Raw genomic sequence first — 14323 nt, forward strand, 5'->3', positions numbered from 1 at the left:
TATCCCCAACTTTGGCTTGAAACTTGACAACACTTCCTCAGAGCCAGAGTATGATGTGTCTGTACTTACGCGTAAGCCTTGGAAGTTTGTCATATTTTGACAGTAAAGTGTCTTCTAACAGGCGTGGTATAAAGCCACAATCTCTATTTTTGCTGCTAAGTATCAATCTTTATTTGAGTAAAATTTCCGTATTATGACAGAACAATATAATGCTGGAGCCATTGAGGTACTCAATGGGCTTGAGCCAGTACGTCGCCGACCAGGGATGTATACGGATACAGTGCGCCCAAATCACTTGGGCCAAGAAGTCATCGATAACAGTGTCGATGAAGCGCTAGCCGGACATGCCTCTAAGGTACAAGTAATTCTGCACGCAGACCAATCTTTGGAAGTCATCGATGATGGTCGAGGCATGCCAGTTGATATCCACCCAGAAGAGAAGATTTCAGGCGTCGAGCTGATTTTCTGTAAGCTGCACGCTGGTGGTAAGTTCTCCAACAAAAACTACCAGTTCTCCGGTGGTCTGCATGGTGTAGGTATTTCGGTTGTAAATGCCCTGTCTAAGCGTGTTGAAGTTACCGTCCGTCGTGATGGTCAAGTCTATGAAATGGCTTTTGAGAACGGCAACAAGGTTGAAGAGCTGACCGTGACTGGTACATGTGGTCGTCGCAATAAAGGCACCAGTGTCCACTTCTGGCCAGACGCTAGTTATTTTGATTCGGCTAACTTCTCTGTTACAAGACTTATCAACAACCTACGCGCTAAAGCGGTGCTTTGTCCAGGTCTTGAAATTACCTTTACCGATAAGGTGAATAACAAGGACTATAAGTGGTTTTACGAGGATGGTTTAAAAGACTATCTGGTAGAAGGCGTAAAAGGTTATGCGGTTCTTCCTGAGCAACCATTTACCGGCGAGTTTTCCGCCGAAACTGAAGCGGCAACGTGGGCAGTAATTTGGCAGCCAGAAGGCGGTGAGATGATCACCGAAAGCTACGTCAACTTGATCCCTACGGCTCAAGGCGGTACGCATGTTAATGGCCTTCGCCAAGGTTTGCTTGACGCAATGCGCGAGTTCTGCGAGTTCCGTAATTTATTGCCTCGCGGTGTGAAGCTAACTGGTGATGATGTGTTCGAGCGTTGCTCATACGTTCTCTCTATCAAGATGCAAGACCCGCAATTTGCAGGGCAGACTAAAGAGCGTCTCTCTTCACGTCAATGTGCTGCGTTTGTATCTGGTGTTGTTAAAGATGCGTTCAGCTTATGGCTGAATGAAAAGCCCCAGCTAGCAGAACAGTTAGCGGAAGTCTGCATTGCCAATGCGCACCGCCGTATGCGAGCGAGCAAAAAGGTCGTGCGTAAGAAGGTGGCTTCAGGCCCAGCGCTTCCGGGTAAGCTGACAGACTGTTCGCAACAAGATCTAAATCGTACAGAAATCTTCTTTGTGGAAGGGGATTCTGCGGGTGGTAGTGCTAAGCAAGCACGTGACCGTGAGTTCCAAGCGGTAATGCCATTGCGTGGTAAGATTCTCAACACTTGGGAAGTGTCTGCGGACCAAGTGTTAGCATCGCAAGAAGTACACGATATCTCGGTAGCGCTGGGCATTGACCCTGACACCGAAAATCTTGACGGGTTGCGTTACGGTAAAGTCTGTATCCTTGCCGATGCGGACTCGGATGGGCTTCATATTGCGACACTGTTGTGTGCTCTGTTCACCAAGCATTTCCGCTCTCTCGTTGCTGCTGGCCATGTCTATGTAGCGATGCCTCCTTTGTATCGTATCGACTGTGGCAAAGAAGTCTTCTACGCCCTAGATGATGACGAGAAGGATGGCGTTCTTGAGCGATTAAGTAAGAAGAAAGCTAAGATCAACGTTCAGCGATTCAAAGGTCTGGGTGAAATGAACCCACTTCAACTTCGCGAAACGACAATGGATCCAAACACTCGTCGTCTAGTTCAGTTGACGATTGATGACGACGAAGCGACCGATGAAATGATGGATATGCTGCTAGGTAAGAAACGAGCAGATGATCGTCGTAGTTGGCTGCAAAACAACGGTGATATGGCTGAGGTATAACAATGTCCACTGAAATGTCTTTTGATGGCGTAGAACAACTGCCTCTGCGAAAGTTCACCGAAGACGCCTATTTGAATTATTCAATGTACGTTATTATGGATCGTGCATTGCCTTATATTGGCGACGGCTTAAAACCAGTTCAACGTCGTATTATTTATGCGATGTCAGAACTTGGTTTGTCAGCCGCAGCCAAGTACAAAAAGTCTGCTCGTACCGTTGGTGACGTTCTAGGTAAATATCACCCGCACGGTGACTCGGCTTGTTATGAAGCTATGGTATTGATGGCTCAGCCGTTTTCCTACCGTTACCCTTTAGTTGATGGTCAGGGAAACTGGGGTGCGCCAGACGATCCTAAGTCATTCGCTGCAATGCGTTATACCGAAGCAAAACTGTCTAAGTTCGCGGAAGTCCTGCTAGGTGAAATTGGTCAAGGCACGGTTGAATGGCAACCAAACTTCGATGGCACCATGAAGGAGCCAAAGATTCTGCCAGCGCGTTTACCGCATATCTTGCTCAATGGTATTACCGGCATTGCCGTTGGTATGGCAACCGATATTCCGCCACATAATGTGCGTGAAATTGCGGATGCGACCATTCATCTTATCGACAACCCTAAAGCCGATTTACCGCAAGTGATGGACTTCGTTAAAGGTCCAGACTATCCAACGGAAGCGGAAATTATCTCGCCAAGTGCTGACTTAGAGAAAATTTATCGTACCGGTCGCGGCAGCGTGAAGATGCGCGCTGTATGGCATAAAGAGGGCTCTGATATTGTTATCACAGCCTTGCCACACCAAGTTTCAGGCGCAAAACTGCTAGAGCAAATTGCCAACCAGATGCGTGCTAAGAAGCTACCTATGGTCGATGATCTGCGTGATGAGTCAGACCATGAAAATCCAACTCGTATTGTCGTGGTGCCACGTTCAAACCGTATCGATTGTGATCAGCTAATGAATCACTTATTTGCGTCGACTGATCTTGAGAAGAACTTCCGGGTTAACCTCAACATGATTGGTCTGGACAATCGTCCACAAGTGAAAGGTTTGGTTCAAATCCTATCTGAATGGATTCAATTCCGTCGCGAGACAGTACGTAAACGCCTTCAATATCGCCTAGATAAAATCCTAGCGCGTTTACACATTTTAGAAGGTTTGTTGGTTGCGTATCTAAACTTGGATGAAGTGATTGAAATCATTCGTACCGAAGACGAACCTAAAGCTGTGCTTATGGAACGTTTCGGAATCACAGATATTCAAGCTGATGCGATTTTAGACACCAAACTTCGTCATCTTGCTAAGCTTGAGGAAATGAAAATCCGTGGCGAGCAAGAAGAGTTAGAAAAAGAGCGTGAGAAGCTAGAAAAACTTCTAGGCTCTGAGCGTCGCATGAACACTCTGCTTAAGAAAGAGATTCAAGCGGATGCGGAGAAATACGGCGATGACCGCCGCTCACCAATTGTTGAGCGTGCAGAAGCAAAAGCTATGACCGAGCGCGACCTGGTTCCTAGTGAACCAATTACGGTTGTACTGTCTGAAAAAGGTTGGATTCGTCATGCGAAAGGGCATGATGTGGATGCTAGTAGCTTGAACTACAAAGCCGGTGATAAGTATTTGGCTAGCGCGCGAGGTAAGAGTAACCAGCCTGCTGTATTCCTAGGCAGTGATGGTCGAAGTTACTCGCTTGAGTCACATTCGTTGCCATCAGCAAGAAGTCAGGGCGAACCAATCACTGGTCGATTGAACATTAATGCTGGCACGAGCATTCGCCAAGTAGTGATGGGTGAGGAGTCTCAGCTATGGCTGGTGGGCTCTGATGCAGGCTATGGCTTTGTTTGTAAGGGCTCGGATTTGCTTTCTAAGAACCGCAGTGGTAAAGCGCTTGTCACGCTTCCACAAGGAGCTGAAGTGATCACACCGTCGACGATCGGAGACCTAGAATCAGACGAGATTCTTGCCATTACTAACCAAGGGCGTATGTTGCTGTTCCCGATTAAGGACTTACCTCAACTTGGTAAGGGCAAAGGGAACAAGATCATTAACATTCCGTCCGCCAAAGCGAAAGCCCGAGAAGAGTTTGTTTCGCACCTCATGGCATTGCCACAAGGCGCGACTATCACGCTCTATGCAGGTAAACGCAAGCTTGGTTTGAAGCCCGCCGACCTAGATAACTTCCGTGGTGAGCGCGGTAGAAGAGGTGGTTTGTTGCCTCGTGGATTGCAGCGTGTCACACGCATTGAAGTTGACTCAGGTGAGAGTGCTTCAGAAGAGGTTCAAGAGTAACTTTACGACCAAATAAAAATCTCCGAGCTAGCTCGGAGATTTTTTTTGAATTCAAAGGATTTACCATAGTCTAATCGTTAAACGAATCTTTTTTATTCGCGAGTATCTTCGCCTACCGTAACAGGTACGGTGAGTTCTTTGCCATCACGAAGTAGCTTAACGTCAACGGTGGTGCCCGGTCTTAGGTCTGTTACTAGATCTAACACGCCCTGACGTCCATTGAGTTTGTTGCCATCTATCATCAGGACGATGTCTTGAACTTTGATTCCTGCTTTTGCCGCAGGGCCTTCAGGGTCCAAGCCAAGAACAATAATACCGCCGATATGCTCATTCCCAAGTAATCGAGCGGTTACAGAGTTAATGTCCTGTCCATCGATACCAATATAACCGCGGATAACTCGACCATCTGCGATAATCTTTTCCATGATTTTGCTGGCTAACTGGTAAGGAATAGCAAAAGAAATACCGTAGGTTTCAAGGTCGGTTGCTTGCTGGAAAGAAGCGGTATTAATGCCGACTAGCTCACCAAGTGTATTGACTAGAGCACCACCCGAATTACCTTGGTTAATTGCCGCATCTGTCTGGATGAATGCTTGAATTCCGCCGGCACTAATAGAAGAACGTCCGGTTGCTGAAATAATACCAAAAGTAGTGGTTTGTCCAAGGTTATAAGGGTTACCAATCGCTAAGACAACATCGCCAACTTTAGGGGAATAATTAGGGTTGAGTGGAATAACGGGTAGGTTACCACCTTCAATTCGCAGAACCGCAATATCCGTGCGCTGATCTTTACCAACCAGTTGTGCTGCCGCCACTCGGCCGTCTTGCAGCGCGACAATGATTTGATCGGCATTCGCGACCACATGATAGTTGGTAATGATGTAGCCTTTGTCGCTAACAATAACGCCAGATCCTAGTCCTTGGGTGGATAGAGTGGTACGGTCATTTTCTTTATACTGTCGACTGTAGATATTCACAACCGCAGGTGCGGCTTTACGTACAGCTTGGTTAAATGAAATCTGTAGGCTGCTATTGTCTGCAGGTTGAGCAGTTAAGTTTTGAGGTATGATGTTCTGTCTTAGAGAAGGGACCGCCAATAGCACTAATAGTGCGGTTACTAGACCCATAGATACCGATCGGATTAGAAAATTCAGCATCACTTCCTCTATTCAAACGCAAAAACTGATGTCGTTAACGTATTCTTTCAATGACTTCTACTTTGCAAGCATAGTATTGAGAGGCGACTCAAACGAGTTGATTTCATGATATTAACTAAAAAACTCGTGTTGCATGAAACGACAACTATAAAGGCAGAGGATATCATTTAACACTTAAATAATAAAAGAGCAGCTCTAATCAGAGCTGCTCTTTCACTTAGAATTTACAATTTTGTGAGCTTCTAGCGTACAACTAAGTAAATGCTTCGGTCATCACGCTGGATATTGAGAGCTAAAACACCAGGTTTCTTCTCAAGTATCTTACGCAGTTCTCCAACATTCTTCACTCGAGTACGGTTCACACCGATAATGATATCGCCTTGCTCAAGTTGATATTGAGCAGCTGGAGATCCTTCCGCTACCGATTTCACTTTTACCCCTTCAACAGGGTCGCTCTTATCAGTGTTTGCAAACTCTGCGCCTGTTAGTCCTTCATGAAGCTTATCGGCCTTGGTAATGGTTTTGGTGGCTTCTGTTAGGGTGACATCAAAGGATTTATCTTTGCCATCACGTACGATGCCAAGCTTAACCGTTTTACCCGCACCAAGTGTTGCCACTTTGGCTCTGAGCTCGCTAAAGGTCGAGATCTTCTTACCGTTAACAGACACAATGATGTCACCCGCTTCAAGTCCAGCTTTATCTGCTGCGCTGTCAGGGACTACCTGGCTTACGAAGGCACCTTTACTGGAGTCGTAACCTAAGGCCTCAGCAAGTTCCGAAGTGACTTCTCCACCTTGAACACCCAGCATGCCGCGTTTCACTTCGCCAAATTCGATGATTTGTTCGGTTAAGTTTTTCATCATATTCGAAGGGATTGCGAAACCTATCCCGACGTTACCGCCATTAGGACCAAGAATAGCGGTATTGATACCGATGAGCTCACCTTTCAGGTTAACTAACGCGCCACCTGAGTTACCACTGTTAATTGCAGCATCAGTTTGAATGAAGTTCTCAAAATTCTCTAGATTCAGTCCACTACGACCCAATGCAGAGACGATACCAGAAGTAACGGTTTGCCCCAGTCCAAATGGGTTGCCGATAGCTACCGTAAAGTCACCGACGCGTAGTTGATCTGAGTCGGCAATTTTGATTTCTGTGAGGTTTTTAGCGCCATCAACTTTTAGTAACGCTACATCTGACATTTCGTCACCACCGACAAGTTCGGCTTCATACTCTTTACCGTCATGAAGTTTAACGCGAATGTCTTCTGCGCCATTGATGACGTGATAGTTAGTAACGATATAACCTTTGTTAGCATCTACGACAACGCCAGATCCTAACCCTCTAAAAGGCCTTTCTTGTAATTGCTCGGTTGGGAAGTCAGGGCCGAAGAAAAAACGGAATTGCTCAGGCAAACTTTGACGGGAAACCTGAGTACCTTCAACAGCAATACTAACAACTGCGGGCGTAACTTGCTCTAGCATAGGAGCAAGGCTTGGAAGCTGTTCGCCATCGACAGATAAAGGTAAAGCAGCGGTTGCAGGTAGTGGGGCGATGATTGAACTCAAGCTTAACGATAGAACAGTTAATGCAAGCAATGGTTTTTTCATCATAAAACTCCTCTATGGATCAGTAAGGGTTATGACTCAACGAATTCTATAAAGTTCACTTGGGGTGGTGAATTAGCCAGCAATTTGTGTAATTGCTGGCCAATAGATGAGGATGTTACGAAGCTTTAGCGGTGACGGGCTCTTGTGAGACAGCTTCTGGAGCTTCAATCACTTCCTTCTTCTCTTCTCTAAGAAGTCCTGTCGCGCCATTAACGTAATCCTTTGGCGGTTCTTCTGTAGTGTTAGCATCGTTTATCGTTTCTACATTGTGTTCAGCAATCTTTTTGACAAACGGGTTATCTTGCTCGGGTAGGTTTGGCAGCAGCTCCGAAGAGGTCTTCGCCATGTGTTGATAAAGCTTAGTGTAGTCTTTCCCCAATGTATCAAGCATTTCAGCGGTTTGTGCGAAATGATCAGACAATTCTTGACGCTGTTGCTCCAGTGCAAACTTCGCGGACTCAAGGTCTTTTTGGATGGTCTTTTGTTTCTTGTATTGTGGAGTAGTCAGTCGAGAAATCACAATTCCTAGAATAGCACCAACTAGCAAGCCGACAATGGCATATATCCAAGGCATAACAGCTCCTTTATAATGTTTATTAACATGTGCGTTACCAAGCGGTTACACACGTCGTTTAGCCATGTTACTATGAGAATTCAAGCCAATAAAGCAAAATACGCTAATAATAACAGTTGGATCAGTGTTGCGAGTTATCCATGACGCCCATAGAAAAATACAATAATGATATTGAAACAAATGGTTTCCAAAGCGACCCCGCGCAGAGGGCTGCCGTTGAAGCCTTAGACCGTTTGCATCATGAGTACGTCGATTATTTGAACTTCGAAGCCCCTGCGTTAAGTATGATGCAGAAGCTGCTAGGAAAATCACCCGAGCAAGCTACTCCGCCACAAGGGTTATACTTTTGGGGTGGGGTAGGTCGAGGGAAAACCTACTTAATGGACGCATTTTTCGACAGTCTGCCGACGTCTCAAAAGATGCGAGTTCATTTTCACCGTTTTATGTATCGAGTTCATGATGAGCTAAAGCGCTTAGGTGATGTGCAAGACCCTCTAGAACAGGTCGCAGATACGTTTGCTTCTGAAGCGAAAATCATCTGCTTTGATGAGTTTTATGTTTCTGATATTACGGATGCCATGATTCTAGCCACTTTGTTGCAAGCTCTATTTAAGCGTGGTGTTGTACTGGTAGCGACGTCGAATATTCCTCCAGAAAACCTATATCGAAACGGTTTGCAGCGAGCAAGGTTCCTTCCTGCTATTACTATGATTCAGAAAAACTGTAATGTACTGAACGTCGATAGTGGTATTGATTACCGTTTGAGAACATTAGAACAGGCAGAGATCTATCATTACCCGTTAGATGCCGCTGCGCATGCCAATCTAAAGCGTTATTTTGGTCAGTTAGTAACAGAAGATCGAGTTCAAGAGCAATCAATAGAGGTTAATCATCGAGACATCGAAGTGATTGCCTCTGCCGATGATGTACTCTACGCCAGTTTTGCACAGCTTTGCCAAACCATGCGCAGCCAAAATGATTACATCGAGATATCGAGAATTTATCACACTGTATTGCTGGCTGATGTTAAGCAGATGGATGCCAAATTAGATGATGCGGCGAGGCGCTTTATTGCCTTAGTTGATGAATTTTACGAGCGAAGGGTAAAACTTATCATTTCTGCTGAGGTAGCCCTTGAGAATATCTATACTAAAGGTCAGCTGGAGTTTGAATTTAAGCGCTGTATTTCGCGATTAACGGAGATGCAAAGCCATGACTATTTGGCATCAGAGCACTTAGCTTGAGGTTTTTACCAATTTTGTCCAAAAAATAGATGATTTTTTCTTCGAGCTTCTCTATAATCCTGCGACCCACCGTTACTGCAGGCTAGTTTCTCTGAAACAAATAGCCGAGAGTTTCAACACTCGAAGGGGTGATGTATGGGCTCTTAGACAGTGGGAGCGAAAGCTCCTTAAGTGTAAATTTAATTAACGGGTTATTATTAGCATGAAAACTTTCGTTGCTAAACCAGAAACTGTAAAACGCGACTGGTACGTTGTAGACGCTGAAGGTAAAACTCTTGGCCGTCTAGCAAGTGAAATTGCATCTCGCCTACGTGGCAAACATAAAGCTGAATACACTCCACACGTTGACACTGGTGATTACATCATCGTTGTAAACGCGGAGAAAGTTACTGTAACTGGTAACAAGGCTAAAAACAAAGTTTACTACCGTCACTCTGAGTTCCCAGGTGGCCTAAAATCAATCACTTTCGAAAAGCTGATTGATCGTAAGCCTGAAATGGCTCTTGAGCTAGCGGTTAAAGGTATGCTACCACGTGGTCCTCTAGGCCGTGCTATGTACCGTAAGCTTAAAGTTTACGCTGGCGCTGAGCACAACCATGTTGCTCAACAACCACAAGTACTAGACATCTAATCGGGGATTTCGAAAATGGCAGAGAATCAATACTACGGCACTGGCCGTCGCAAAAGCTCAGCTGCTCGTGTTTTCATCAAACCAGGCACTGGCAACATCGTAGTTAACAAGCGTGATCTAGAAACTTACTTCGGTCGCGAAACTTCTTGCATGGTAGTTCGTCAGCCTCTTGAGCTAACTGAACTAACTGAGAAGCTAGACCTATTCGTTACTGTTAAAGGTGGCGGTATTTCTGGTCAAGCAGGTGCTATCCGTCACGGTATCACTCGCGCGCTAATGGAATACGATGAGACTCTACGTCCTGCTCTACGTGCAGCTGGCTACGTTACTCGCGACGCTCGTTGCGTTGAGCGTAAGAAAGTTGGTCTACGTAAAGCACGTCGTCGTCCACAGTTCTCTAAGCGTTAATTTTCTCCTTATCGAGAAGATTATGCTTTCCAGTTTCGACTGGATTGTGGATCAAAAAGCTCAGCCTTATGGCTGGGCTTTTTTGTTTATTGCGTTTATCTAACCTCTGAAAATTGCTCAACTCCTCATAACAGACTGTCCTTTTCCTCCCTTTTGTGAACTAGCAAGCGATTTCCTGCTATAGATGTTACGAAAAGGTAGCTTTATCTTGTCAAAAAGTAGGGTTTTCTTTATCATTTGCTATCAAATAAATACAACAAAAATTTGTACTTTGTTAGCCATGCTCTGCTGGTCGGAATCGATGTCTGAGCTGACTCAAGTAGCCAAAATAATAAACTAGATTTGGCTCGTTCAATTCAAGGAAAATAACCCAAGGAATGGTTCCCCGTAAGGTTATTTAACATGAAAGAGCAACTTGGATTCGCTCGGTATTGACCCAAAGGAGCAAATGGGAGAAATGTTGGATGAGCAATGCGCCTTTAAATAACGGTCGCAGGCGTTTCCTAACTGCTACAACTGCGGTTGTTGGTGGTCTGGGGGCAGCTGCAGTCGCCGTTCCTTTTATTAAATCTTGGAACCCAAGTGCCAAAGCTAAAGCTGCTGGTGCCCCTGTAGAGGTGGAAGTCAGTAAGCTCGAAGAAGGCCAAATGGTCCGTGTCGAATGGCAGGGTAAGCCCGTTTGGATCGTACGTCGAGCTCAATCAGTTTTGGACAACCTGACTACTATCGATGGTCAGTTACGAGATCCTAAATCTGTTGAAGAACAGCAACCTGAATATGCACAAAATGAATTCCGCTCAATTAAACCTGAGTATTTTGTTGCCGTCGGTTTCTGTACCCACCTAGGATGTTCACCTACTTATCTACCAGACACTTTTAGTGAACAAGTTCAAGGTGTACGTTCTGGATTCTTCTGTCCATGCCACGGTTCTAAGTTCGACATGGCGGGACGTGTATTCCAGAGTGTTCCTGCGCCACTTAACCTAGTGGTCCCTAAACATATGTATTTGAGTGACACGAAAATACTCATTGGTGTTGATGAGGGGGATGCATAATGCAAGCGTTACTTGATTGGGTAGAAAAACGTATACCAGCAATGAATGCTTATAAAAAGCATTTATCTGAATACCCGATGCCAAAGAACTTTAATTTTTGGTATCTATTTGGCTCTCTAGCCATGCTTGTCCTGGTTAACCAAATCCTTACAGGCATTTGGCTAACTATGAACTACGTACCTTCTGGCGATGGTGCATTTGCATCTGTTGAATACATCATGCGTGATGTGGAATACGGTTGGCTACTTCGTTACATGCACTCTACGGGTGCTTCAGCATTCTTTGTTGTCGTATATCTTCACATGTTCCGTGGCCTGATTTATGGGTCATACCAAAAGCCTCGTGAGCTACTGTGGGTATTCGGCATGCTCATCTTCCTAGTCTTAATGGCAGAAGCTTTCATGGGCTATCTATTACCATGGGGACAAATGTCATACTGGGGTGCTCAGGTTATTATCTCACTATTTGGTGCGATTCCTGTTATCGGTGACGACCTTACTCTTTGGATTCGTGGCGACTACATCATCTCTGGAGCGACGCTCAACCGCTTCTTTGCTCTGCATGTTATTGCTCTGCCTATCGTGCTACTTCTTCTTATCGTTTTACACGTTTTAGCACTTCACGAAGTGGGTTCGAACAACCCTGATGGTATCGAGACTAAGCTACCGAAAGGCACAATGGGCGACGATTATAAGACGCAGTTTAAGTTCCACGATTACTACAGCAAGAAATATGACATCATCGATTCCATTCCATTCCACCCTTATGGAACTGTTAAGGATATGGTGGGTATCGCAGGTTTCTTCTTCTTGTTCTGTTACGTGTTGTTCTTCAATCCAGAAATGGGCGGCTATTTCCTTGAGCCACCTAACTTTGAAGCAGCAAACCCTCTGAAAACGCCTGAGCATATTGCTCCTGTATGGTACTTCACTCCGTTTTACGCGATTCTTCGCGCTGTACCGGACAAGTTACTAGGTGTTGTTGCAATGGGACTATCGATTGTATTCCTATTCCTATTGCCATGGTTCGATCGTTGTAAAGTACGCTCTTATCGCTACAGAAGTAAGATTCACCTACTGAACATTATTCAGTTCACTATCAGCTTCATTGCTTTGGGTATTCTTGGTGCACTACCTGCAACACCAACGTATACGCTGCTGGCTCAGATCTTCAGTTTAGGTTACTTCATGTTCTTCGTTCTGCTGTATTTCTACAGTAAGAATGAGAAAACTAAGCCATTACCAGAGAGGGTGACTTTCAAATGAAAAAGTGGATTGTAGTACTTTTCGCATTGCTGCCATCTCTAGCGCTAGCTGCTGGTGGTAATGTACATCTAGATAAAGCAAACAACGATCTTAGTGACCAAGCATCACTTCAAAATGGCGCTAAGCTGTTTATGAACTACTGTTTTGCCTGTCACTCGACGCAATACCAACGTTATGAGCGTGTCGCGAACGACTTAGGTATCCCAGTAGATCTTGCTAAAGAGAACTTTGTTTTCGACCCAGAAGCGAAGATTGGTGATTTGATGGTGAATGCAATGCCACAGAAACAAGCTGCGGCTTGGTTTGGTGCTGCGCCACCTGATCTAACGCTTGTTGCACGTGTTCGTGGTGTTGATTGGTTATATACCTATCTGCGTTCATTCTATGTGGACCCAAGCCGTCCATTTGGCGTGAACAACGTGACGTTCCCGAACGTAGGTATGCCTCATGTTCTTGAAGAGCTTCAAGGTATTCCAACTCCTATCTACGAGACACAAATTGTTGATGGTCAAGAAGTTAAAGTGGTTGTTGGTACAGAAACTGATGGCCGTGGTGAGTTGAGTTCGAGTGAATATGATGATGCCGTTCGCGACTTAGTGAACTTCCTAGAATACTCTGGTGACCCAGTGAAACTTGAGCGTCATGCGCTTGGGTGGTGGGTGATGGGTTTCCTAGTCATCTTCACTATTGTCGTCGTGTTGCTCAAGAAAGAGTATTGGCGTGATGTTCACTAATTGTGCTATAATCTCGCGCTAATTCCAAATTTGTTCACAATGGAGGCGTCGCCTCCATTGTTTTTTTGTAAGTATCCCGGAGGGCTCCATGGCTGTAGCTGCCAATAAACGTTCTGTGATGACTCTTTTCTCAAGTGCTACCGATTTATATAGCCACCAGGTTCGAATCGTTCTAGCTGAAAAAGGTGTCAGTGTTGAAGTTGAGTTAGTGGATGAAATGAACATCCCTGCTGAGCTTGCTGAGCTAAACCCATATAAGACCGTTCCTACTTTGGTTGATCGTGAGCTAGCCCTTTACGATTCAAAGATCATTATGGAATATCTTGATGAGCGTTTCCCTCATCCGCCACTTATGCCTGTTTACCCAGTTGCACGTGGTAATAGCCGACTAATGATCTACCGTATTGAACGTAACTGGTACACTCTTGCAGAGAAAGTTATGAAAGGTTCTGCGGAAGAATCTGAGGCTGCTCGCAATAAACTACGTAATGATCTTCTGACTCTTGCACCGATTTTTGCTGAGTACGAATACTTCATGAGTGAAGAATTCAGCTTGATCGATTGCTACCTAGCACCACTACTATGGCGCTTACCTGAAATGGGTATCGAGCTAATTGGTCCAGGTTCAAAAGAGATCAAAGTTTACATGAATCGTGTATTTGAACGTGATTCATTCCTTGCTTCACTGACTGAAGCTGAACGTGAGATGCGTTTGGTTCGCTAAGTGACCATGGATATTGAAAAAATGACACCTCGCCGACCATACATGCTTCGTGCATTCTATGATTGGCTAGTGGAAAATGATCTAACACCACACATTGTAGTTGATGCAATGCTGCCTGGCGTTCGTGTTCCTCAAGAGTTTATTCAAGATGGTCAAATCATACTGAATATTGCTCCTCGGGCAGTAGGCCAACTTGAATTGGGTAATGAAGCGATAACCTTCCATGCTCGATTTGGTGGCAAACCTCACTCGGTTATCGTGCCTCTTTATTCTGTACAAGCTATCTATGCTCGCGAGAATGGTGCAGGAACAATGTTCGAGCCAGAAGATGCTTATCTTTCAATTGAGGAAGAAGAGACGACTGAGGCAGCACCAGTTTCTGGCCTGTCTGTCGCATCTGAACCAGATGTTACTGAGTCTGAAATAGGCTCATCTAATGGCGATGATGAGCCACCAAAACCGAAGGGCCGCCCTAGTCTTCGTGTGGTGAAATAGATGCTAGAATGAAAATAAGCTGCAAGTGATTGCAGCTTATTTTATACCTCAAGAATCAACCCCTAAAGTCCTA

Annotated in this window: 13 protein-coding genes; 10 read left to right on the plus strand and 3 right to left on the minus strand. The window is 45.1% G+C overall.

The window, feature by feature from the left end; translation table 11 throughout:
- Positions 1 to 193: 193 nt before the first annotated feature.
- Entirely contained in the window at positions 194 to 2074 is a 1881-nt protein-coding gene (parE, locus tag AWH66_RS00240; protein ID WP_063606637.1) for a DNA topoisomerase IV subunit B, read from the plus strand.
- A gap of 2 nt (positions 2075 to 2076) precedes the next feature.
- Complete coding sequence (gene parC, locus AWH66_RS00245) at positions 2077 to 4353, plus strand: DNA topoisomerase IV subunit A (protein ID WP_063606636.1); 2277 nt, start codon at positions 2077 to 2079, stop codon at positions 4351 to 4353.
- Positions 4354 to 4445: 92 nt separating this feature from the next.
- Here parC and degS read toward each other — a convergent pair whose 3' ends face one another.
- The 3 genes from degS to zapG form a co-directional block, all read right to left on the minus strand.
- Positions 4446 to 5510, minus strand: a complete 1065-nt coding sequence (gene degS / locus AWH66_RS00250; protein ID WP_038222997.1) for an outer membrane-stress sensor serine endopeptidase DegS — start codon at positions 5508 to 5510, stop codon at positions 4446 to 4448.
- Between the two features lie 242 nt (positions 5511 to 5752).
- Positions 5753 to 7120 carry a Do family serine endopeptidase gene (locus AWH66_RS00255; RefSeq protein ID WP_063606635.1) on the minus strand — a complete coding sequence of 456 codons (1368 nt, stop codon included), beginning with the start codon at positions 7118 to 7120 and terminating at the stop codon, positions 5753 to 5755.
- 115 nt (positions 7121 to 7235) lie between these two features.
- Positions 7236 to 7694, minus strand: coding sequence for a Z-ring associated protein ZapG (zapG, locus tag AWH66_RS00260; RefSeq protein WP_063606634.1), 459 nt, complete (start codon positions 7692 to 7694; stop codon positions 7236 to 7238).
- A gap of 140 nt (positions 7695 to 7834) precedes the next feature.
- On the opposite strand from zapG, the gene zapE reads away from it, so the two are divergent.
- From zapE to sspB, 8 genes are all read left to right on the plus strand, one after another.
- Positions 7835 to 8938 (plus strand): cell division protein ZapE, encoded by a 1104-nt coding sequence (gene zapE, locus AWH66_RS00265; RefSeq protein WP_063606633.1) that lies wholly within the window; start codon positions 7835 to 7837, stop codon positions 8936 to 8938.
- Positions 8939 to 9140: 202 nt separating this feature from the next.
- Positions 9141 to 9569, plus strand: a complete 429-nt coding sequence (rplM, locus tag AWH66_RS00270) for a 50S ribosomal protein L13 (RefSeq protein ID WP_006075739.1) — start codon at positions 9141 to 9143, stop codon at positions 9567 to 9569.
- A 15-nt stretch (positions 9570 to 9584) separates the two neighbouring features.
- Positions 9585 to 9977 carry a 30S ribosomal protein S9 gene (rpsI, locus tag AWH66_RS00275; RefSeq protein WP_006075740.1) on the plus strand — a complete coding sequence of 131 codons (393 nt, stop codon included), beginning with the start codon at positions 9585 to 9587 and terminating at the stop codon, positions 9975 to 9977.
- A 464-nt stretch (positions 9978 to 10441) separates the two neighbouring features.
- The gene (gene petA, locus AWH66_RS00280) at positions 10442 to 11032 is read left to right on the plus strand and encodes a ubiquinol-cytochrome c reductase iron-sulfur subunit (protein WP_038224352.1); all 591 of its coding nucleotides are present in this window, start codon (positions 10442 to 10444) and stop codon (positions 11030 to 11032) included.
- Complete coding sequence (locus AWH66_RS00285) at positions 11032 to 12297, plus strand: cytochrome b (RefSeq protein ID WP_063606632.1); 1266 nt, start codon at positions 11032 to 11034, stop codon at positions 12295 to 12297. The genes petA and AWH66_RS00285 overlap by 1 nt, the downstream gene beginning before the upstream one ends.
- Entirely contained in the window at positions 12294 to 13031 is a 738-nt protein-coding gene (locus tag AWH66_RS00290) for a cytochrome c1 (protein ID WP_063606631.1), read from the plus strand. The genes AWH66_RS00285 and AWH66_RS00290 overlap by 4 nt, the downstream gene beginning before the upstream one ends.
- Positions 13032 to 13119: 88 nt before the next feature.
- The gene (sspA, locus tag AWH66_RS00295; protein WP_006075657.1) at positions 13120 to 13755 is read left to right on the plus strand and encodes a stringent starvation protein SspA; all 636 of its coding nucleotides are present in this window, start codon (positions 13120 to 13122) and stop codon (positions 13753 to 13755) included.
- 6 nt (positions 13756 to 13761) lie between these two features.
- Positions 13762 to 14250: a ClpXP protease specificity-enhancing factor gene (gene sspB, locus AWH66_RS00300; RefSeq protein ID WP_063606668.1), complete on the plus strand. Its 489-nt coding sequence runs from the start codon at positions 13762 to 13764 to the stop codon at positions 14248 to 14250.
- Positions 14251 to 14323: the final 73 nt, after the last annotated feature.

The organism is Vibrio barjaei (assembly GCF_001639065.2).
GTDB classification, from domain to species: Bacteria; Pseudomonadota; Gammaproteobacteria; order Enterobacterales; family Vibrionaceae; genus Vibrio; species Vibrio barjaei.